We start from the raw sequence: 20,491 nt of genomic DNA, 5'->3' as shown, positions 1-20,491 counted from the left end.
CCATCTTCCGGATCGTTCCGGGAGGGACGGAGGGCTGGGAGAAGGCCGCCGTCCCCGATCGGCGGCGGGCGGATCGCGCGCCGGCGCGCACCGTCCCGGTAGCGTAGCGGGGAGGAGCGGCCGATGCGCGTGGGCATCCGGGCTTTGGAGCCGGGCGACCGGGAGGAGTTCCTCGCCGCCGTCCGTCGCAGCCGGGGCTTCCACCGCCCCTGGGTCCAACCACCGTCGTCGGCGATGCTGTTCCACGCGTACGTCGTGCGGAGCCGCCGCGTCGCGCACGAGAGTCATCTCGTCTGCCTTCGGGCCACGGCGGAGATCGTCGGCGTCGTGAATCTCGGCGAGATCGTGCGCGGCCACTTTCGGAGCGCCTACCTCGGGTACTACGGTTTCCATCCCCACGCCGGCAAGGGGTACATGACGGAGGGCATGAGGCTGGTGATCGCCCACGCCTTCAGGACGCTCAAGCTGCACCGGCTCGAAGCGAACATCCAGCCCGAGAACCGCGCGTCGATCGCCCTGGTCCGCCGGCTCGGCTTCAGGCGCGAAGGGTACTCGCCGCGTTACCTGAAGATCGGTGGCCGGTGGCGGGACCACGAGCGGTGGGCGATCCTCGCGGAGGAGTGGGCGCCGACGAGACGCAAGCCAGGAGGAGATCCGCCATGAGCGACCAACCCGACTTCAGCGGCATCTGGCGCGCGGACTTCGAGAGGAGCCGCCTCGAGATCGAAGTGCCCTCCTCCACGGTCATCCGCATCGAGCACGAGGAGCCGGCCTTCGTCCTCACCCGGACCCACGCAGCGGGCGACGTCCGAGATGTCTTCTCCGTGCGGCTCGTGACCGACGGCCGGGAGACCGTGAGCCGCAAGGACTCCGCGGAGATCCTCACCCGGTGCGCCTGGGAAGGCGCGTCGCTGTCGTTTCATTCGAGGATCCTCTCGGGCGGTACCGAGGCGACGAACGTCGTCGTGTACAAGTTGTCGCCGGACGGCGGGGAACTGGTCGCCGACGAGACCTACCAGGGTCCACCGAAGAGCTATCACAACACCTGGGTGCTGGTGAGGGACGAGCGCGGCTGACGGGATAGGGCGGGCCGGACTCGGCCGGTAGAGCCGGCGACGACCGCCGGTTGCCGTAGGCCGGCAGGTTCGTCGAGAATGGGCGAGGCGGAGCCTCGAGAGGAGCCTCCGGTACGGCGAGCGGGATCGGGCGAGCGCCGGGTCGCCGAGGTCAGCAAGGTGCGAGACCGTGACAGCGGTTCCGGCCCGACCAACGCCGCGACGCTGCGGACGTCGCTGAAGCCGGGGGACGTCGGGCGGATCGTCGAGATGCACGGGGTCCTCTACGCCCTGGAGCTGGGGTTCGACCGCACGTTCGAGGCCTACGTGGCCGGCCCCCTCGCGGAATGCGTGCGTGCCGGCTCCGCGCGCGACCGGATCTGGATCGCGGAGATCGACGGCCGGCTCGCCGGTTGCGTCGCGATCGTGGCGGCATCGCCGCGGGCCGCGCAGCTGCGTTGGTTCCTGGTCGATCCCGACGCGAGGGGCCGAGGGCTCGGAACGCGCCTGCTGCGCGAGGCCGTCGCGTTCTGCGAGGTGAACGGGTACGAGTCGGTCACCCTGTGGACCGTGGGCGCCTTGACCGCGGCGGCCCATCTCTACCGGGCTGCCGGGTTCAGGAAGGTCGAGGAGAAGCCCGGCCGGCGGTGGGGCACCGACGTGGTCGAGGAAAGATACGAGCTGGGCCTGACGTGACCGGTGGCTTCGTAGGCCGCGGCGGCGGCGGGAGGAATCGATGGCGGCCTTCGTGATCGTGGACGTGACGATCATCGATCCGATCCGGTACGAGGAGTACAAGAAGATGGCGGCGCCCACGGTCGCCGCGCACGGGGGAAGGTACGTGGTGCGCGGCGGCAAGGTCGAGACGCTCGAGGGGCACTGGCCCCACGGGCGGCTGGTCGTCCTGGAGTTCCCCACCGCGGAGCGCGCGAGGGAGTGGTGGGGGTGCGACGAGTATCGCGAAGCGAAGGCGCTGCGGCACGCGACCGCCGAGTCGAGGATGATCCTGGTGGAGGGACTGTGAGGGGGCCATGCGACGAGCATCCCGCTTCGACATCGACCGCATCATCGTCACGCCCGGGCGGGTCGAGAAGAGGGCCTACTGGGAGTTCAGCGGCCGGACGTTCTCCGGGAGCATCCACCACTACGTCGCCGCCGACGCCAACCTCCCGGCCTCCGGCACCTGGTGGTTCCTGATCCACGTCCCGAGCGATCTCAGAAAGGGAGGGTACGTCCTCGTGCAGGCCGTGGACTATCCGCGAATCGCGGCCTGGACCGCGATCGCCCGGACCGTCATCAACTTCGCCAAGGCCACCCTGCCGAAACATCGGGGGCGGCTGTACGCGAAAATCCGCCTCTCCGATCCACTCGGAGGACACAAGTACGAGGGGTGGACCTGGCAGAACCGGGCCGCGCTTCCATCCTACCTCCGCCGATTCCGGCTCAGCGTCAAGAACAGGGTCGCCACGACCCGCGGCACCGACGGCGACTCGCTGGTGGCGGTCTTGCCTCGGCACGACCACGTCCAGATGATCCGCCTCTTCTTCGCCACCAAGGCGTGGCCGCTCTACCGGGGCGTCGGGACGCGCGGCAGGGCGTCGAGGTCGAGGTGAGCCGCGTCCGGTTGATCCACTGGAACGCCGCCGAGGGGCGCGAGCGCGCCGCGCTGCTCCGCGCGGCCGGCTACCGTGTGGAATTCGAGGTGCCGAAGGACGCTTCGTTCCTGAAGGGGATACGCGCGGAGCCTCCGGCTGCGGTCGTCATCGACCTCGACCGCCTGCCGTCGCACGGGCGGGACGTCGCGATGGCCGTTCGTCACTCGAAGGCGACGCGTCACGTCCCGCTCGTCTTCGTGGGCGGCGCGCCGGAGAAGACGGCACGCGTTCGGGAGAAGCTGCCCGACGCGATCTACGCGACGTGGGGCGGGATCGAGGCGGCCGTCCTGCTCGCCATCGCGCGCCCGCCGCGTGATCCCGTGGTTCCCCGCTCGCCGCTCGACGGATACTCCGGCCGGCCGCTCCCCCTGAAGCTCGGGATCAAGCCTGGCGGCTCGGTGGGCCTCGCCGGAGCGCCTCGAGGGTTCCGCGACACGCTCGGAGAGCTTCCGCAGGGCGCCCGCGTCGCCGCGACCGCCCGCGGCCGGTGCGACCTGATCCTCTGGTTCGTGCGCTCCCGGCTGGCTCTCGAGCAGGGGATCGCGGGGATGGCGGCGCGCGAGGACTTCCGGGGGATCTGGATCGTCTGGCCGAAGAAGGCGGCGGGGACGGGCGCGGATCTGGGGGAGCGGGACGTGCGGCGGGTGGGACTCGCCGCCGGACTCGTCGACTACAAGATCTGCGCGGTCGACGCCACCTGGTCGGGGCTCCTGTTCGCCCGTCGCGAGACCTCCGGGGCCTCTCGACGGTAGGTCGGGGAGCCCGCTACCCTGGCACGGAAATCGCCGAAGAGGGGCTTCCTTGAGGACCCTTCGAGCGTACGATAGAGCCCTTGGTGGAATTGAGGAGCCAGGGCCTCCGCGCCGGGTCTCCGAACGCGGGCCCCGGGATTCCGATCGGCGGTTGCTTGGGGGTACCGTGACGACACCGAAGTGCCTTCGATGCGGGAGCGAGTCGATGGCGGCCGGAGCGCTGCACGGGTTCGTGCGCACCTCGTTCCGCCCCGAGGGGGCGAAGTTCCTGACGCTCGAGACGTCCCCCGTCATGACGCGGGCGATGATGTGCCGGGAGTGCGGGCTGATCGAGATCACGGGGGACGTGAGGAAACTTGCGAGGCTCACGTCCCTTCCCGAGCCGACCGAAGAGCCCGCGACCTGAGCGGACCCTCTGGCGCGCCGGCCGGATCGGGGCGGTCCGGACCCGGCGGGACGTCCGCTAGCCGGACACCAGGCCCTTCAGCTCGCCGAGCTGCTCCTTGGTCGGGATGCCGAACCAGACCCGCACGACGCGGCCGTGCCCGTCGAGGAGCACGGTGGCCGGCACGTACGGCACCTTCGCCATGAGCGGCGGGTTCGGCTGTTCCACGCTGAACAAGGGGAATTGGAGGGAAGCGGGGACGATTCCTCCGACCTCCGGACCCTTGCCTGGCCGATCGGTCTCGATCCCGAGCGTCCGAACGCCGGCCGGCGGGCCCGCGGCGAGGAACTCGTTCCAGATCGGCAAAGCCCGCTCGCAGGCCGGGCAGTGGGTGGAGAAGACCAGGAGGAGCGTCGTCGGCCCGTCCGGCGCGACCTCGAGCCGGTCCTTCCGGCCCGCCACGCCGAGGAGCACGAACGGCTCCACGGTATCGCCGGTCTTCAGGGCGTCGGCGGGCAGGTGGGTCTCCGCGAGCGACGACATGGTCGTCTTCAGCTGGCGGTTCTGCCGGGCGAGGAACAGCACCAGCACCGCGAGGGCGATGCAGGCCACGACCAGGAACAACGTGAACGGGTCGCGGCGAGGCGGACGTCCCGCCTCCTCCGGCGTCGCCGGCTTCGCTTCGGTGGACATCTGGAGACCTCCCTGCCGGGGCCACGCCACGGTACGGGTGCGGGGCACCGGCCCCTACAGTCTAACCGCGCGCGCGGAGGTTCCGTCAAGTCGCGAGGTTGACCGACGCCGTCCCGGGCCCGGTTTGACTCGGCCGCGACGACGTGCGAAGATCGGAATGAATCCGAAATACGGGAAGGGGGAGAGGAGCCATGGGATCGCGGAGCGGGACCGAGGGAACGGGCCCCAAGGCGCGGCTGCGTCGCGCCGGGCTCCGCGTCACCGCGCCCCGGCTCGCGGTCCTCGGGCTCCTCGAGGCCGAGCGGAGGCACCCGACGGCCGAGCAGGTCCACGCGGCGCTCCTTCCTTTCCACCCGTCGCTCTCCGTGTCGACGGTCTACGAAACCCTGGAAGCGTTCGTCCGAACCGGTCTCTGCCGCAGGGTCGGGAGCGGCGACGGTCTGCTCCGCGTGGACGGAATGGAAAGGGAGCACGACCACGCCGTCTGCCGCGGCTGCGGCCGGATCTTCGACGTGGAACGCGGCCGGCTCGCTCTTCCGCCGCCGCCGGCGCTCTTGCCGCCGGGGCTGCGCGTCGGCGGAGTGCGGCTCGAGTACGACGTGATCTGTCCGTCCTGCCTCCCGGGCGAGGTGCGCCCCGGAGGCTCCGATAGAGGCTCGAGGGCGCGGCCCGCGGAATCGCGCCGCCCGCGTCCGACATCCTTAGGGAAGGAGGCGAATCGATGGCGCAGCTCAAGGACACCAAGACGCAGGAGAACCTGAAGTACGCGTTCGCCGGCGAGTCGCAGGCGAACCGGCGGTACCTCTACTTCGCGAAGCAAGCCGACATCGAGGGCTTTCCCGAGGTCGCGGGCCTCTTCCGCGACACGGCGGAAGGGGAGACCGGCCACGCCCACGGCCACCTGGACTATCTGCGAAAGGTCGGCGACCCCGCGACGGGCATGCCGTTCGGAGAGGTTCCCGAGATGTTGAAGTCCGCGGTCGCCGGCGAGACGCACGAGTACACCGACATGTACCCGGGCATGGCAAAGACCGCGCGCCAGGAGGGGTTCTCGGAGATCGCCGACTGGTTCGAGACGCTGGCGAAAGCCGAGAGGTCGCACGCGGGGAAGTTCCAGAAAGCGCTGGACACGATCTGAGCGAGTCGCTCCGTCCGGACCGGCGGGACGTGCGGCATCCTCTCCCAGGGCACGCTCTCCGGTCCGCGATTCGCCGCGGCGGCTCGCTCCGTTTCGTCCGCGCCTGCAGAGGAAGAGCAGGCGCGGACGAAACAGGGCCCTGGGAGAGGATGCCGCACGTCCCGCCGGGAGGTGAGCGGTGAGCGAAAAGAAGGCTCCGATCGGGGACATCAAGTTCGCGCCGACCGACGGGCTGACGTACAACCCGAACGAGGCGAAGTACTGGGACCGCGAGGCCCTGACGAAGGAGATCGAGCGCACGTTCGAGCTGTGCCACAGCTGCCGGATGTGCTTCAAGTTCTGCCAGTCGTTCCCCACCCTGTTCGAGGCCGTGGACCGGCACGACGGGGTGCGCGCGGTCCCGGAGGCGACCCGGCTCGAGGTCGTGGACCAGTGCTTCCAGTGCAAGCTCTGTTACACGAACTGCCCGTACACGGAGGCGGAGGGGCACGCGTTCAAGCTGGACTTCCCTCGGCTCATGCTCCGCGCCAACGCGGTGAGGCGGCGCGAGCGCGGGATCCCCCTGCGGGAGAGGCTGCTCGCCGACCCGGACCGGTTGGGCCGCCTCGGAACGCTGGTCCCCGGCCTCGCGAACTGGGCCAACCGTTTCCGGCCGAACCGGATCCTGATGGAGAAGATGGCGGGCATCCACCGGGACAAGCTGTTGCCTCGGTTCGAGCGCCCGACGTTCCAGGCGTGGCTCAGTCGGAGGACGGGGGGCGGCGAGCAAGGCGCGGAGGGGAAGCACCCGGTCGTTCTGTTCTCCACCTGTTTCGTCAACTGGAACCGGCCCGCGGTCGGCAAAGCGGCCTTCGAGGTGCTCGTCCACAACGAGTGCTCGGTTTCGTGCCCGGACGTGAATTGCTGCGGGATGCCGGCCCTGGACGGGGGCGACGTGGAGTTCGCGCGGAAGCAGGCGAAGCGGAACGTCGACCTGCTGCTGCCGTACGTCGAGAGGGGAGCCAAGATCGCCGTGATCAACCCGACGTGCAGCCTGATGATGCGCCAGGAGTACCCGGAACTTCTCAGAGGGGCGGACGGCGGGCGGCGCGACGAGGCGACGCGCAAGGTCGCCGAGGCGGTCCGGGACGTGAGCGAGTTCCTGAACGAGCTGCGGCAGGCCGGCCGGTTCAAGGAGGATTTCCGGAGCACCCCCGCCGGCGCGGTGGCGTACCACGCCCCCTGCCATCTCCGCATGCAGAACGTCGGCTTCAGGGGGCGGGACCTGATGCGGCGCATTCCGGGGGTCGAGCCGAGGACGGTCGCCGAGTGCTGCGGCCACGACGGCACGTGGGCGATGAAGCGGGAACACTTCGACCAATCGCTCCAGAACGGCCGGAAGGCATTCGACGGCATGAGCGAGGCCGGGGCCGAGGTGTGGGCCACGGACTGCCCCCTGGCGGCGATCCAGTTCGAGCAGGCGTGCGGGAGGAAGGCCCTCCACCCGGTCGAGATCCTCGCCAGGGCCTATCGCGAGGACGGCTTCGCGACGCGAGTGGCCGCGCCCGCGGCGGAGAAATGACCGGATCGGGGAGGGAATGACACCGATGGAAAGCCTGAAGCCGAGGGACGTCCTGTCGAAGGAGGATTACGAGCGCCTCCGGCCGGAGACGCGCCGGCGGATCATGGTCCAGAAGGACAGGCGCCGTATCGCGGTGGGCGACCACTGCACGCTCCACTTCGAGTGCCGGGACACGATGCTGTATCAGGTCCACGAGATGCTTCGGGCCGAGAACAGCTGGCACCGGCCCGGCGCGCTCCAGGACGAGATCGAGGCGTATTCCCCGATCGTCCCCGCGGAGGGGGAGCTGTCGGCGACGCTGATGTTCGAGTACGAGACCCCGGAGGAGCGGGCCACGATGCTTCCCGCGCTCGTCGGGATCGACCGCCACGTGTTCCTGGAGATCGGCACCGCGGCGCCGTTGCTCGCACGGTTCGACCGGGGACAGATCGACGAGGACAAGGTGTCGTCGGTCCAGTACGTGAAGTGGGTGCTCGACGATACGCGACGCCGGCTCCTCAAGGAGGACGGCGTCGTGGTGCGGATCCGGATCGACCACTCGCTCTACGCCGCGCAGGCCGTCCTGTCGGAGGAGAGCCGGCGGGCGATCGCGAGCGACCCGGATTGACGGAAAACGTGACGATCGACGCTCCCGCCCTACCACGAAGCCCTTTCGTGGCGTACACTTAAAGGTTCAGGGCGACGCACCCAGTGTCCGGAACGACGAGGGGGACCCATGCCGAACGAAGACTTCCGGCGCCGTTCGCGGTGGATGATCCGCGCCCTCGAGTGGAACGACTCGAGGGCACGGTACCCCAACCTGTGGCACGAAGGGATGCCCTGCCAGATCCTCGCGTTCGAGTCGATGGGGTCGAGGTTGCGGCTCGGCGACCTGATCGCCGTCTACCACCCGGCGAGCCAGACCTTCCCGAAGCGCTCCGAGCGGTTTGTGGGCATTTCCCGCGTGATCGGCATGCGGCGCGCGCGAGGGGCGGGATCGGTTTGGGTGGACCTCGAGACCGCCCACCGGTTCGATCCTCCTCTCGACTTGGGAGAGGCGCCCGGCCGGGTGTTCCTCTGCTGCGACCCGGGCTGGCCCGCGCGGGAAGTCTCCCTGTTCCGGCGCGTCCTCGACGCCGCGGTGGTCGCCGGGTTCAAGCCTTTGGCCGGCGAGACCGAGGCGCCGGCCGAGGCCGGCCACGCCGACGAGACCTTCGTCGAGGAGTCCGACCGGGGCATCGAGACGGAGAGGGGCGCCGGTGAACCGACCTCGGCCACCGACCTCGAGAGCGACGCGCACCAGACGCCGATGTGGACGGGGCCGACCCCGGGGGCGCGGCTCTTCGCCGGGGTGGACTTCAGCGGGGACATGCGCGATCCGAAAGACGGCACCTGGCTCGCGCTGCTCGAGCTGAAGGAGGAGCGGCTGGCGGTCGTCCGCCTCGAGGCGACCGGCCGGAACGGGCTCGAGGCGCAGCTCAGGAATCCCGACGCGGCGCTCCTGCACGCGGAGGCGATCGGTCTCGACTTCCCGTTCGGCGTGCCGGTGCCCTTCGCGGAGACGCTCCTCGGCGGCCCGTTCCCCGAGGAGGGGTGGTGGGCGCTCGCCCGGAAGCTCGAGCGGATGTCGCGGCCCACCTACCTGATCGCGCTCCAGGAATTCCGGGACGCGCACGGGGAGCTCAAGCGGCTCACCGACGAGAGCGCCGGGGCGTTCTCCCCGCTCCACCGCGTGAACCCCGACCTGGGGCCGATGACTTACCAGGGGATCCGGATGATCGCGGAAGAGCGGTCGCGCTACGCGCTGCGCCCGTTCGAGAGCGCGAAGGGGCGCTTGCTGCTCGAGGTCTTCCCGGGCGCGAGCCTGAGGCGGCTCGGCCTCGAGGCTTCCGGCCCTGGGGACCGGCCGCACTCGATCGTGGACGCCCTCTCCCGCGCGGCGCGACTCCCGGTGGAGATCGGGCAGCCGTTCCTGAGACGCTGCGTTGCGCGTCGCGACGCCCTCGACGCGGTGGCTGCCGCGCGATGCGCCGCGCTGGCGGTCCTCTCCGGCGAGACGGACAGGACGCCTGAGGACCTTGCGCCGGGCCAGGGGGACCGCGTCCGGAAGGAAGGCTGGATCTACGGGCTCGAGTGACGGGAGTTGCTGACCCGATCGTTCGTCCACGTCCCGGGGGTCGGTGAGCGGCGCGAGCGCGGGCTCTGGCAGCGCGGCTATACCGACTGGAACGCGTTCCTGCGCGGCCACCCCGAGGGCCCCTGGCGCGACCTGATCGCCTCGCGCCTGGACCCCGAGCGGGCCGCGCGGGACCTGCCCCGACGGGAGATGTGGCGTCTCGCCACGGCCTTCTCCGGGCGCGTCGCCTTCCTCGACATCGAGACCACGGGGCTCTCCCCCGGGCGCGACGGCATCACCTGCGTGGGACTGTCCGACGGCGAGCGGGTCGAAGCGCTCGTCCAGGGGCGCGATCTCGGGCGCCTGAAGACGGTCCTGGAGCGATTCGAGCTCCTGGTCACCTACAACGGCTCGTGCTTCGACTTACCGGTCCTCGCCGCCGCATTTCCCGAGATCGACTTCCACCGGTTCCACCACATCGACCTCCGGTACCCGCTTCACCGTCTCGGCCTCAAAGGAGGGCTCAAGGGGGTGGAGCGCACGCTGGGGCTCGCGCGGCCGGAGGAAATCCAGGGAGCCGACGGTTACCTCGCGGTGCTCCTCTGGGACCAGCACGTCGGTGGCCACCCGCGCGCCCTCGAAACCCTGGTCCGGTACTGCCTCGAGGACGTGGTGCACCTCATCCCGCTGCTCGCGCACGCCTACGACCGCCTGTCGGCGGAACTCCCGCTCGCGGTGGCGCCGATCGGGGAGGTCGGGATGCCCTCGATTCCGTTCCGCGCCGACGGCGGCTTGGTGAAGGACCTGCTCCGGCGAATCGAGGGGTACCGCGGGAGCGGTACGCCGGGCGGCTGAGGATTCCGGTTCCGTGGCCGGCGAGGCTCAGGCCACGGACTTCTCCTCCATCGTCATCACCCAGAACGCCAGCTCGTACTGCGCGACCTGGACGGCCACCTCTTCGGCGCGCCGGACCTCGTGGGGCGAGGCGCCGGCGAGTGAGGCATCCGCCGCCCGGGCGATGCTCTTGACGAATCGCCGGTAGTCGGGGGAGTACCAATTGAGGATCATCTTCTGGAATTCCGGGGCACCCGGACGGGCCCAGGCCCACGCGTCCTGGTACGCACGGTATTGCGTCCAGAGCGCGACGAGCGATACGACGTACCCCTCGAACCCGAGCGCGACGATGTAGTCCACGTACGCCCGGCACACCGGGTGGACGGGAACGCGGAGGTCGAGCCGACGCTGCGCCAGCGACCGGTCGAACCAGGCGAGGTTCTCGTGGAGCTGCCGGAGGGCCTGGAGCAGGATCTCCCGATCTCGGGCCGGCGCAACGGCGAGGGTCCTGCTCGTCGCGCCGAAGATGCCGTCCACGAAGTGGCGATCCTGGACGAGCCAGCGGTCGAAGGTCTCGACCGGAAGGCTACCGTCCCTGACGCCGAGGATGAACGGGTTGCGGCACACGACGTGCCACAGCGGACGGTGCCGCTCGAGAAGCGCCGCGGTCGTGATCCTGGCTGCGCTCATGAAGCCTCCCCCAAGGTGCATAACCGGCGGCGGGACCGGTCCCTCACCGCCTGACCAGCAGCAGCGTGGTCGGATCGAGGTCGAGCCCGGGCCGGTCGGGCGCCGCGCCGCCGTGCCCCTTGAGGACGCTCAGGTGCACGGTTCCGTCCGCTCCCTTCAACCGCAGCAGGACGTCGATCAGCGCTTCGTACCGGCCCACGGGCCGGGGGAATCCGCTCTCGTGAGGGACGGGCCCTTCCCGATCGAGGGTCGCCGACATCCAGAGCACAGAGTCCTCGGCAAGGGAGAGGCCTCTGAGCGACGCGATCTCGGCCTCGCACCCGTGGCTCCAGTCGTAACCGTCCACGACGATGAGATCCGGATGCACGTCCGTGTGGGACCGGAGGAACGAGAGCGAGCGCGCCAGCCCCTCGATGCTGAACGCCGTCCTCTGGTAGGCGTGGATTCTCCGGTTCCGCTCGACGACGAGCCGCGCATCGGCGGGCTTCTCCAGCTCCTCGGCGCGGGACAGCTCGGCCAGGATCTCGTCGTAGTAGTTCCGGACCCGGTCCACCGGCTGATCCAACGCGATGTGGAGGACGCGGCAGCCACGGAGCAGGACGTCGAGCGCCACGCCCACGAGGAACGCCGTCTTGCCCGCGCCGGCGCCGGCGCAGACGACCCCAAGCTCGCCTCGGGCCAGGCCCCCGTGGATCGAGCGATCGAGCACTCGGAGCGGGCTGCGCTCATGGATCTCGGCAATGCACGTCATGCCGCGGGCCTCCTCGCGTTCGTGCCCCTCAAAGGGGCGTTGTTCTACGTCGGTCGGGAAGGTAGTGCAACCTCTTCTTTCAGCGTTTGCGGACCGAGTCCAGCTCGGCGACGCAGTCCCGTATCCTTTCCGACTCCTCCAGCAGGATCTCGGCCCGCTTGCGGATCGAGTCGGGGACGCCGGCCTGCGACAGCAGGATCTCGAGGTGGCCGAGGATCCCCATGAGCGAGTTGTTGATCTCGTGCCGGGCGTGGGACACCAGTTTCAGCGCCCGGTCGTAGGACGATTCGACGCTCCGGAGGCGCATGATCTCCGAGCCTTCTTCCACCAAGACCAGGGCACGCCGCCGGCTTCCGGCATCGAAAGCCCGCATGCGGATCCTGAAATCGCCGAGGGCCGCCCCGAAGGCGGGGACCTGGAGGTCGACCTCGAGCGGGCCCGACGCTTCGAGGAAGCTCTTCGCGTGCTCCCGGACGGCCTCCGCCGCTGCGAACTCCTCGAAGAACGGCCTCCCCGAAAGCGACCGTCCATCCGCACCGGCCAATCGTGCGAACGCGTCGTTCGCGGCGAGAATCGACCCGCTGGCGTCCAGGACCGCGGCCCCCAGCGTCAACGCCGAGAGTGGTGCCGTGACGGGCCGGCTCATCTCGCCCTTGCCGCGCGACCGGGCCGTGGGAACGCGCGCTCCCCGCCGGTTCCCGCCCCGATTCCCGCCTCGGCCAGCCTGCGGAGGATGTCGCCGACCACCGCGTCCCGGCTCTCGCGACCCATCTTCACCAGGACGATCCGCGGATCGTGCCGCACCTTCTTGGGGAAGCCGACCCCATGGGCCGCCACGGTCGCGAGGAGCGGTACATCGCCGGCCAGGAGGCCCTCGACCGCGTCCCGGAAGGGGGCGGAGAACGATTCCATCTTGCCGACCTCGTCGAGGACGACGAGCCCGGTCCCGGGCGCGGCAGACAGCGCGGGCACGCCGATCGCGTCCAGATCCTCGACGCTCACCCCGTACGGTCCTAGCCGGAAAGGGCCGTGCCCGCCCGCGCGCGCGAGCACGAATTCCTTACCGTCGAGGGTCACGCCGCGGAAGCCGGTGCGGCGGGCCCCGTCGCGAACCTCCTCGGTCAGGAAGCCGGTCATCCGCACGTCGCCGCGCAGGCGCTCGACGACCCGGCGGAGCGCCGTCGTCTTGCCACAGCCGGGATCGCCGGTCAGGAAGATCTTCGGAGCGATGCCAGGCTCCTCTCGCGGGTCGCCGCTCAGCCGCCCGCCGGCTCCCTCCTTCGGGAACCCCTCACCGCCGCCGCCTTACCCTGGATGGCAGGGGAGACAGGAATCGAACCTGCAACCCCCGGTTTTGGAGACCGGTGCTCTGCCAATTGAGCTACTCCCCTAAACCCCGGGTCCGATGACGAGACGCTGCCCTCGCCCGCGCTATCCCTCTGGCGTTGAAGCGCTTGATCCACGAGAAGGATGGACGGGGAGGCCAAAGTGTACATCCCTCAGGAAGCGAATTCAACCCGCGCGGCGGCGCCAAGATCCGCGGTGCCGGCTCCTTCCCTCGACCTCGTACTTGACCTCGAAATTCGTCAGCGGGACGTCGGACGGAATCGGGAACTCGTCGCCACCGAACGCGGCGAGCCTCTCGAATCCGGCGTGAGCGTCGAGGAGCGGCTCGAGGACGGACCAGTACTCGTCGTGGTCCGTCGCGACGTGCAGCCCGCCGCCGGGCTTCAGGGTCCGCGCGAGGTGGTCCACGGTGGGCGGCCGGAAGAACCGGCGCTTGTGGTGTCGCTTCTTCGGCCAGGGATCCGGGTAGAACACGTAGTAAACGTCCACCGAGGACGGCGGGATGCCCCGCGTGACGAGCTCCCGCGCATCCGCGCGGACGAAGCGGACGTTCCGTAGACCTCGTTTCGTCGCCCGGGCTTCGGCGATCTTGAGGAACTCGTTGGCCCACTCGACGCCGAGATGGTGCACGTCGGGCCGGGCCTCGGCGACGCCGAGCAGGAAGCGACCCTTGCCGATGCCGATCTCGACCTCGACGCGCCCGCCGGAGCCGAATACGTCGATCCAGTCGAGCCCAGCCAGCGCGCGCTCTGGATCGAGGCGGAGGGACGTCAACGCCGCGGACTCGCTCATGCCGCCCATTGTAACGGCGCTTTGGATTGCGCCGTCACATCGCCACCGGGCCGGGAGCGTCCAGGTGCCGTGTCAGGCCGACGATCGCCCCCACGAGGTAGAGCGAACCCGCCACGAGCACGAATCCGCCGGGCATGGCGAGCGCACGGGCGCGGGCCAGCGCCGCCGCGGGATCGCCGACGGTCTCGATGGCGACCCCGAGACCTGCGGCCGCGCGCGCGACGTCGGCAGGGTCGGCGGCACGATCCACCGGAGGGCGGGTGACGACTGCCGAGCGCACGAGGGGCGCCAGCGGCTCGAGGATCCCCCGCGCGTCCTTGTTCGCCATCGCCCCGAACAGCAGGATCGGAGCCTCGCCGCCGCGTTCCCGGAGGTAGTCCGCGAGAGCGGATGCGCCCGCGGGGTTGTGCGCCCCGTCGAGGAGGATCGGAGGTTCACCCTCGAGCCACTCGAGGCGGCCCGGCCACCTCACCTCCCGCAGGCCTCGACGCACCGCTTCGGGCGCGATGGGGTCACCGAGCGCGCGGCCCAGCTCCTCGATCGCCACCACCGCGACGCGGGCGTTCTCGACCTGGTGCCGTCCCGGGAGCGGGAGGGAGAGGCGGTCGTACCGCGCCGAGGTGGTCGCGAGCGCGAAGGTCCCGCCCGGCTCGAACGCGACGTCGGCGACTCTCGCCGCCTCGATCATCGGCGAGCCGGCCTCCTGGCTGGCGCGCAGCAGGACCGTAAGCGCCTCTTCCCCGCGGACCCCGGTTACCAGCGGGCGCCCGCGCTTCACGATCCCGGATTTTTCCCGGGCGATCTCCCCGATCGTCGCGCCGAGCCGGTCGGTGTGGTCGAGGTCGACGGTCACGATGACCGAGATCGCCGCGTCCACCGCGTTCGTCGCGTCGAGCCGGCCGCCGAGGCCCACCTCGAGGACGGCCACGTCGATCCCCGCCTCCCGGAACCCAACGAGCGCGGCGGCGGTCATCACCTCGAAGAACGATGGGTGGTCAGCCAGCGCTCCGTCGGCGAGCGCGCTTTCGATGGCGACGCGGACCGTGTCGAGGTGGCGGCCGAGGTCGACGTCCGAGAGATCCCTCCCCTCGATCCGCACTCGCTCACCGGGCCGGAGCAGGTGAGGCGACGTGTAGAGCCCGGTCTTCCGCCCGGCGGCCGCGAGCATTGCTTCCATCATCGCGGCCACGGAGCCCTTGCCGTTCGTCCCACCCACGAGCACGGACGGGTAGGCGGTCTCCGGCCGGCCGAGGCGGTCGAGCAGCGTGCGGATCCCCTCAAGCCCGAGCTTGATCCCGAATCGCTGCAGTCCGTACACCCACTGGATCGGATCGCCGCCCATCGCGCCCATAATAGCGACAGGCACCGGGCGTCGCCCGGCCGGCCCGCTGGAGACTCTCGTTGAGAGGTGGGCTCGCATTCGCGGCAGCGGTCATCGTCCTGGCCGCGACCCTCCTGGCGGGTGCGGGGAGCGTGCCGCTGCTCGACCCCGACGAGGCGCGCTTCGCCCGAACCTCCGTGGAGATGCTCCGAAACGCCGATCCGGTCGTCCCCACGTTCGAAGGCCTGCCTCGGCTGACCAAGCCCCCCCTGCTCCACTGGATACAGGCGGCGCTGTTCCGCCTCTTGGGGCCGAAGGAGTTCGCCGCGCGCCTCCCGTCGATCTCCGCCACGGTGGCGCTGCTCCTGGTGGCGGGATGGGTCGTGCGGCGAAGGTACGGCGAGGAGGGGGCCGCATGGACGGCCACCGCGTTCGGCGCCTTCCCGCTGGTCGTCGCGCTCGGGAAGGTCGGGACCATCGATGCGCTGCTCTCCCTCCACGTCGGGGCGGTGATCGCTCTCGACCTCGACATGGCGGACGAGCGGCGGGCCGCCCGCCCGGCGGTCGTAGGGGCTGTGCTCGGTCTCGCTTTTCTGGCGAAGGGACCCGTCGGGGTCGTGCTGCCGCTCCTCGTGCTGCTCGCGGGGCGAACAGCGGTCGGCGGCGAGGTGCTCCCCAAAGCGCGCGCATGGCTCCTCGGCGCGGCGGCATGGTGCGTGGTCGTCCTGCCGTGGGCCCTCGCGTTCGTGCGACGTCTCGGGGTGGGAACGGCGGTGGACACCGTCCGTCGCGAGGCGCTGGAGCGTTACTTCTCGGAGGGGACTCCCCACGGGGCACCGTTCTGGTACTACGCCCTGGTGGTCGCCGCGGGGTTCTTCCCATGGGCCGCGACGCTGGCGCTGGGCGCGGCGAGGGCTCTCGGACGAAGACGCGATCCCTCGGCCCGCACCGCTGCCTACGCGGCAGCCGGGGTCGTCGTGGGCCTCGCGTTCTTCTCGATCGGGCGCGGGAAGCTCCCGAGCTACGTCTTGCCCCTGGCCCCGCTGGCGGCCATCGTGGTGGCCTGGGAGATCGGTCAGGAGGTCGCCGACCCGCGCGGTCGGAAGGTCGGGCCGTACCTCGCGGCCATGAGCGTCGGCGCGGGTGCGCTCGCCCTCTGCGGCGTTGCGGTCGCCGGGATCCGGCCGGAATTCCGGGCCGCCATCGTGGCGGGGGCGGCGATCCTCGCCGCCGGTGCCGTGGGCGCGATCGTGGGTCTCGCGCGCGGCCGGCCGCGGGAGGTGCACGCGGCCGTCGCCGTCGCCGGCCTCCTGTTCGCGGCGGTGTCCGCGATGACCGCGTTCCCGGTTCTCGGGCGAGAGCGCAGCGCCGCCGGGCTGGTCTCGGACGTCCCGATCCTCAGGTCCGGCCGGACCGTGGTCACCGTGGAGAAGCAGGTGCCCAGCCTGTGCTTCTACCTGGACGCTGTTCCCGAGTGGAGAGGCGCTGCGGAGGTCGCCGAGCGGGTTGCCCGGCCCGACCGGCCGCTTCTGGTCGTTGACCGAGTGGATCTTCCACTGCTGCCGCCGGAGGCGTGGGAGCGAATCGTGGAGGTGGGGCAATCCGGCCGATATCGGGTCTTCGCCCCGCGCTAGGCCGGGGGACGTTACAGGACGTCGCCTGGAGAACCGGGCACCGGCTTGACGGTCCGAGAGAACCCCTGGTAGGGTGGTACCGCCACCCATAACTTCGAGGGAGACGCGGCCGCCCCCTATGGCTTGGTTCAAGAAAGAAAAGATCCCGAAGCAGGCGCCGCCCGAGGAGCGCCGGCTGCAGATGCCGGAAGGCCTCTGGGTCAAGTGCGAGAACTGCAAGGAGATCGTCTACAAGAAGGAGGTCGCCCGGAACGCGAACGTCTGTCCGAAATGCAACTATCACTTCCGGATCAGCGCCAGGGAGCGGCTCGAGCAGCTGTTCGACGACGGGATCTACGAGGAATTCGACACCGAAATCGCCCCGACGGATGCCCTGGGCTTCGTGGACAACAAGCCCTACCGCGAGCGGCTGGTGGACTACCAGACACGGACCGGGCTCAAGGACGCGCTGATATCCTGCGCGGGGCGGATCGGTGGCTGCCCGGTGGTGGTCGCGGCGATGGAGTACGGCTTCATGGGCGGTTCGATGGGGAGCGTGGTCGGGGAGAAGGTCACTCGCTGCGCGGAACACAGCCTCGCGGAGCGGGCTCCCCTCATCGTCGTCTCCTGCTCGGGCGGGGCCCGCATGCAGGAGGGCGCCCTGTCGCTGATGCAGATGGCCAAGATCTCCGCTGCTCTCGCCCGGCTCGACGAGGCGGGGATACCCTTCTTCTCGATTCTCACCGACCCGACCACCGGCGGCGTGACCGCGTCGTACGCGATGCTGGGCGATCTCAATATAGCGGAGCCGAAGGCGCTGATCGGCTTCGCCGGACCGCGGGTCATCGAGCAGACGATCCGGCAGAAGCTGCCCGTCGGCTTCCAGCGGAGCGAGTTCCTCTTGGAGCACGGGATGATCGACTTCATCGTCGAGCGCTCCCAGATGCGCGAAGTCCTGATCTCCTGTCTCAACTTCACCGTGGGGGTAGAGAGGCCCGCCGAGATCCCCGTCCCCGTCCTCCGAACCCGCGAAGACTGAGCGTTCCGCCGCACGGCGCGCCCGAGATGGGGGTCAGGCCTTGCTGTCCCATAGCGACGCGGGGACTCCCTTGCGGAGGTTCTCGAGGCGGGCCATGGCGAACAGCGCATCCGAGAGCCGATTGAGGTAGGGGAGCACGTGAGGTCCGATCGCCTCCTCGCGGGCGAGGGCCACGAGGAGCCGCTCGGCGCGGCGGCAGATCGTCCTGGCCACGTGGAGTTGCGCGCCCCCGGGCGAGCCCCCGGGCAGCACGAAATTCGCGAGAGGCCCCAGCTCCTCGGTCATCCGATCGAGGTGACGCTCCAGGGTCTCGACGTGGCGGGGCCCGATCCTGGGTCCGGGCACTCGTGCCCTGTCCTCCTCGCGGACGGACAGTTCCGCACCCAGGTGGAACAGATCGTTCTGGATCGCGTGCACCTCGGCGGCGACCGCCGGATCGAGGCCGAGGGCGAGCGCCATACCTATGGCGGAGTTCAGCTCGTCCACGGTCCCGTACGCGTCGACCCGCTTGGCGTCCTTCAAGACCTGCTGGCCGCCGGCCAGCCGGGTCGTCCCGCCGTCACCCGATCGGGTGTAGATCTTCGTGATGCGCGGCATCGGCTTCTCCTCGTCACATCCGCACGTCGAGTCCGAACGCCACCCGGCGCCCAGGGGCTGGGTACCCCTCCGCCTCGTCGTACCGCCGGTCGGCCAGGTTCTCGACGCGTACGAAGGGAGAGTAGCGCGCCAGATCCTTCCTTGCGAAGAGGTCGAGCCGCAGGTACGGCGGATTCTCGACCGGCAGGAACGTCAACGCGTCCACGTCGGCCCGCCGTCCGACGAAGGCCGCCCGGAGCGTGCAGACGAGTCCCTTCGCAGGGTGCGAGGTCGCTGCGAGGTAGGCCGTGTGCCTCGGCCGGCGCGGCAAGTCGAGTCCTGTCGTGCGGTCTTCGGCTTCGACGAGCGTGTAGCCGGCGTCGAGCGCGAGGCGTGGGGAAACGGGCATTCGCGCCGCCATCTCCACCCCCCGCGCCCGCGCGCGGCCGACGTTCTCGTTCTTCGAGGCCAGGAAGTCGTAGAGGATGAGGTCCCGATAGTCGCTCCAGAACGCGGACGCCTCGGCCCTCCCGCCGCTGGCCGCGTACCGCTCGACGCCGATCTCGATCGAGGTCGCCCGCTCGGGGCGGAGGTCCCGGTTCCCGGAGTACGGGTAATAGAGTTCCCCGATGGACGGCGCCCGGAAGGCCCGTCCGGCCGAAGCGCGGACCTTCCAGCGCGAGTCGACCGAGAGCCTCGAGAGCGTGGCCCGTGGGCTCAACTCCCCACCGAAAGTGCTGTGGCGATCGTACCGGAGACCCGCGGTCGCGGACCACTGTCGGCCGAGCCGGACCGATTCCTGTGCGCCAGCCGCCCAAATCCAGCTGCGGTTTCGATCGAGGGCCGTGTTCGACAAGACCCTGGAAGCGTCCCACGATGCGAACGTCACGAGGGTACGTGTCGCCGACCGCCAGGTCTCCGTCGCACGAGCCTCGTAGGTTTCGGCGTCGGACGCATCGGAGAATCCCTGGTCCGGATCGCGGAACGTCGGCTGGGAGCGCGCGCGGGCGACGAGCAACGACGTCTCCTGTCCGGATCCGTGCTTCCAGATGAGGGGTAAGGCAATCCTCTCCTCCCGAATCCCGCCGGTTGCGAGCGGTGAAACGTGCTCGACGGACCCCGGGACGCCCCCATCCGCGTCGCGGACCTCCACCTCCATCGCAGCGGAAAGATCGTCGGTGGGGCGGATGTCCAGTCGAATTGAGCCGCTCCTGACACGCCAGGCGGCGTTCGGCCGGTCGCCGTCGACTCGCCGATCGCCCGCGGACACCGCGACCGCGACGTCGCGCCCGCCGATCGTTCCGAACGCGGTCCCCGAGCGGTAGCCGGCGTTCCCGGCTTCGAGCGTCGCGCCCGCACCGGGTTTTCCGCCGGAAGGCCGCGTGAAGATCTGGATCACCCCGCCGAGAGCGTCCGAGCCGTAGAGCGCGGAATATGGGCCCCGCACCACCTCGATCCTCTGGACGTTGGTGGTGGTGACGGAGGAAAAGTCGTATCCGGCGAAGTACGGCGAGTTGACCCGGACCCCGTCCACCAGGACGAGCACTTGGGTCGAGCTGCTGCCGCGGAGAAAGACCGAGGTGACCGCGCCGTCGGCGCCGGCGCGAACCACGTCGAGTCCGGGAACGAGCCGGAGAGCGTCGAGCACCGTCGATGCCCCGGTCTCCTCGATCCGCTCGCGCGTGATCACGGTCGTTGCCGATCCGACCTCCGATTCCTCCTCAGGCGCGAGCGTCGCGGTGACGACGACCTGCTCCGAGTACGATGGCGGGTCGGCGGCGCCCGCCGGGCCCGGCAGGAGCAGGAGGGCGAAGAGCAGGGGGGATGGGACGAGGCGCGGCATCGTCATTCGAACCTCCCGTTCGACTCGACGCCACCCGCCGGAGCCTGGGGCTCCGTGCGGCCGCACGGGGGTTCGAGGGCCCTTCCGTACCCCGACGGGTCGGCGTCCCGTCCGGCAGGTCTCCTGGCTCCCGGATCCTCCGTTTCGGGCGCCTTCCCAGGCGCGCGACCGTCGTCCCGACGATCCGACGCGCCCAGTGGCATCGTGCCCGAAGCGTCCCCGGTCACAGTGGCGGGGGCCGCGCGGGATTTCCACCCGCTTCCCTAGGGAGCGTTCACCCCGAACGATCCCGACCGGACTTCATCAGCCGATGACGATCGCGGACGTTACGCCGCGCGCGATGGCCTGTCA

General features: G+C 70.3%; 24 protein-coding genes, 1 tRNA gene and 1 riboswitch. Of the genes, 15 read left to right on the top strand and 10 right to left on the bottom strand.

The window, feature by feature from the left end; all coding sequences use genetic code 11:
- Positions 1-123 precede the first annotated feature (123 nt).
- The 7 genes from LAO51_09455 to LAO51_09425 all read left to right on the top strand — a co-directional run bounded on the left by LAO51_09455 (position 124) and on the right by LAO51_09425 (position 3,868).
- On the top strand, positions 124-663 hold the full coding sequence (locus LAO51_09455) for a GNAT family N-acetyltransferase (GenBank protein ID MBZ5638965.1): 540 nt from the start codon (positions 124-126) through the stop codon (positions 661-663).
- Positions 660-1,076 (top strand): hypothetical protein, encoded by a 417-nt coding sequence (locus LAO51_09450; GenBank protein MBZ5638964.1) that lies wholly within the window; start codon positions 660-662, stop codon positions 1,074-1,076. Before LAO51_09455 ends, LAO51_09450 begins: the two co-directional genes overlap by 4 nt.
- A 78-nt stretch (positions 1,077-1,154) precedes the next feature.
- Complete coding sequence (locus tag LAO51_09445) at positions 1,155-1,751, top strand: GNAT family N-acetyltransferase (GenBank protein MBZ5638963.1); 597 nt, start codon at positions 1,155-1,157, stop codon at positions 1,749-1,751.
- A 40-nt stretch (positions 1,752-1,791) separates the two neighbouring features.
- On the top strand, positions 1,792-2,079 hold the full coding sequence (locus LAO51_09440) for a DUF1330 domain-containing protein (protein MBZ5638962.1): 288 nt from the start codon (positions 1,792-1,794) through the stop codon (positions 2,077-2,079).
- Between the two features lie 7 nt (positions 2,080-2,086).
- Entirely contained in the window at positions 2,087-2,668 is a 582-nt protein-coding gene (locus LAO51_09435) for a hypothetical protein (protein MBZ5638961.1), read from the top strand.
- Positions 2,669-3,030: 362 nt separating this feature from the next.
- Positions 3,031-3,462, top strand: a complete 432-nt coding sequence (locus tag LAO51_09430) for a DUF3052 domain-containing protein (GenBank protein MBZ5638960.1) — start codon at positions 3,031-3,033, stop codon at positions 3,460-3,462.
- A 205-nt stretch (positions 3,463-3,667) separates the two neighbouring features.
- Positions 3,668-3,868, top strand: a complete 201-nt coding sequence (locus LAO51_09425; GenBank protein ID MBZ5638959.1) for a hypothetical protein — start codon at positions 3,668-3,670, stop codon at positions 3,866-3,868.
- Between the two features lie 57 nt (positions 3,869-3,925).
- On the opposite strand, the gene LAO51_09420 is transcribed toward LAO51_09425, so the two are convergent.
- A complete protein-coding gene (locus tag LAO51_09420; protein MBZ5638958.1) occupies positions 3,926-4,540 on the bottom strand; it encodes a hypothetical protein in 615 nt (204 codons plus the stop codon).
- Between the two features lie 191 nt (positions 4,541-4,731).
- Between LAO51_09420 and LAO51_09415 the strand changes: the two genes are divergently transcribed.
- From LAO51_09415 to LAO51_09390, 6 genes are all read left to right on the top strand, one after another.
- Positions 4,732-5,301 carry a transcriptional repressor gene (locus LAO51_09415; protein ID MBZ5638957.1) on the top strand — a complete coding sequence of 190 codons (570 nt, stop codon included), beginning with the start codon at positions 4,732-4,734 and terminating at the stop codon, positions 5,299-5,301.
- Entirely contained in the window at positions 5,262-5,678 is a 417-nt protein-coding gene (locus LAO51_09410; protein ID MBZ5638956.1) for a rubrerythrin family protein, read from the top strand. The genes LAO51_09415 and LAO51_09410 overlap by 40 nt, the downstream gene beginning before the upstream one ends.
- A gap of 199 nt (positions 5,679-5,877) precedes the next feature.
- Positions 5,878-7,239: a hypothetical protein gene (locus tag LAO51_09405; GenBank protein ID MBZ5638955.1), complete on the top strand. Its 1,362-nt coding sequence runs from the start codon at positions 5,878-5,880 to the stop codon at positions 7,237-7,239.
- A 25-nt stretch (positions 7,240-7,264) separates the two neighbouring features.
- Positions 7,265-7,846: a DUF3501 family protein gene (locus LAO51_09400; GenBank protein ID MBZ5638954.1), complete on the top strand. Its 582-nt coding sequence runs from the start codon at positions 7,265-7,267 to the stop codon at positions 7,844-7,846.
- Positions 7,847-7,954: 108 nt separating this feature from the next.
- A complete protein-coding gene (locus LAO51_09395) occupies positions 7,955-9,355 on the top strand; it encodes a DUF429 domain-containing protein (protein ID MBZ5638953.1) in 1,401 nt (466 codons plus the stop codon).
- 6 nt (positions 9,356-9,361) lie between these two features.
- The gene (locus LAO51_09390) at positions 9,362-10,189 is read left to right on the top strand and encodes a ribonuclease H-like domain-containing protein (protein ID MBZ5638952.1); all 828 of its coding nucleotides are present in this window, start codon (positions 9,362-9,364) and stop codon (positions 10,187-10,189) included.
- A gap of 27 nt (positions 10,190-10,216) precedes the next feature.
- Here LAO51_09390 and LAO51_09385 read toward each other — a convergent pair whose 3' ends face one another.
- From LAO51_09385 to LAO51_09355, 7 genes are all read right to left on the bottom strand, one after another.
- Positions 10,217-10,858 (bottom strand): TenA family transcriptional regulator, encoded by a 642-nt coding sequence (locus tag LAO51_09385; protein ID MBZ5638951.1) that lies wholly within the window; start codon positions 10,856-10,858, stop codon positions 10,217-10,219.
- A gap of 43 nt (positions 10,859-10,901) precedes the next feature.
- On the bottom strand, positions 10,902-11,609 hold the full coding sequence (locus tag LAO51_09380; protein MBZ5638950.1) for an AAA family ATPase: 708 nt from the start codon (positions 11,607-11,609) through the stop codon (positions 10,902-10,904).
- 79 nt (positions 11,610-11,688) lie between these two features.
- A complete protein-coding gene (locus LAO51_09375) occupies positions 11,689-12,255 on the bottom strand; it encodes a PAS domain-containing protein (protein ID MBZ5638949.1) in 567 nt (188 codons plus the stop codon).
- Positions 12,252-12,869 (bottom strand): nucleoside-triphosphatase, encoded by a 618-nt coding sequence (locus LAO51_09370; GenBank protein MBZ5638948.1) that lies wholly within the window; start codon positions 12,867-12,869, stop codon positions 12,252-12,254. The genes LAO51_09375 and LAO51_09370 overlap by 4 nt, the downstream gene beginning before the upstream one ends.
- A gap of 55 nt (positions 12,870-12,924) precedes the next feature.
- A tRNA-Trp gene (locus LAO51_09365) sits at positions 12,925-13,000 on the bottom strand.
- A 121-nt stretch (positions 13,001-13,121) separates the two neighbouring features.
- Positions 13,122-13,748, bottom strand: coding sequence for a tRNA (guanosine(46)-N7)-methyltransferase TrmB (trmB, locus tag LAO51_09360; GenBank protein ID MBZ5638947.1), 627 nt, complete (start codon positions 13,746-13,748; stop codon positions 13,122-13,124).
- Positions 13,749-13,782: 34 nt separating this feature from the next.
- Complete coding sequence (locus LAO51_09355; protein MBZ5638946.1) at positions 13,783-15,114, bottom strand: bifunctional folylpolyglutamate synthase/dihydrofolate synthase; 1,332 nt, start codon at positions 15,112-15,114, stop codon at positions 13,783-13,785.
- Positions 15,115-15,149: 35 nt separating this feature from the next.
- Here LAO51_09355 and LAO51_09350 point away from each other — a divergent pair, with 35 nt between their 5' ends.
- On the top strand, positions 15,150-16,703 hold the full coding sequence (locus tag LAO51_09350; GenBank protein MBZ5638945.1) for a glycosyltransferase family 39 protein: 1,554 nt from the start codon (positions 15,150-15,152) through the stop codon (positions 16,701-16,703).
- 118 nt (positions 16,704-16,821) lie between these two features.
- Positions 16,822-17,721: an acetyl-CoA carboxylase, carboxyltransferase subunit beta gene (gene accD, locus LAO51_09345; GenBank protein MBZ5638944.1), complete on the top strand. Its 900-nt coding sequence runs from the start codon at positions 16,822-16,824 to the stop codon at positions 17,719-17,721.
- Positions 17,722-17,754: 33 nt separating this feature from the next.
- Here the strand turns inward: accD and LAO51_09340 are convergent, their stop codons facing one another.
- Together LAO51_09340 and LAO51_09335 are read right to left on the bottom strand one after the other, a co-directional pair.
- On the bottom strand, positions 17,755-18,318 hold the full coding sequence (locus LAO51_09340) for a cob(I)yrinic acid a,c-diamide adenosyltransferase (GenBank protein MBZ5638943.1): 564 nt from the start codon (positions 18,316-18,318) through the stop codon (positions 17,755-17,757).
- A 13-nt stretch (positions 18,319-18,331) separates the two neighbouring features.
- Positions 18,332-20,146: a TonB-dependent receptor gene (locus tag LAO51_09335; protein MBZ5638942.1), complete on the bottom strand. Its 1,815-nt coding sequence runs from the start codon at positions 20,144-20,146 to the stop codon at positions 18,332-18,334.
- An 89-nt stretch (positions 20,147-20,235) separates the two neighbouring features.
- A riboswitch (cobalamin riboswitch) is annotated at positions 20,236-20,453 on the bottom strand.
- Positions 20,454-20,491: the final 38 nt, after the last annotated feature.

The organism is Terriglobia bacterium (assembly GCA_020073205.1).
Taxonomy (GTDB): domain Bacteria; phylum Acidobacteriota; class Polarisedimenticolia; order Polarisedimenticolales; family JAIQFR01; genus JAIQFR01.
The sequence above is the reverse complement of the archived record's forward strand: the minus strand, read 5'-3'. Positions and strand labels throughout refer to the sequence as shown.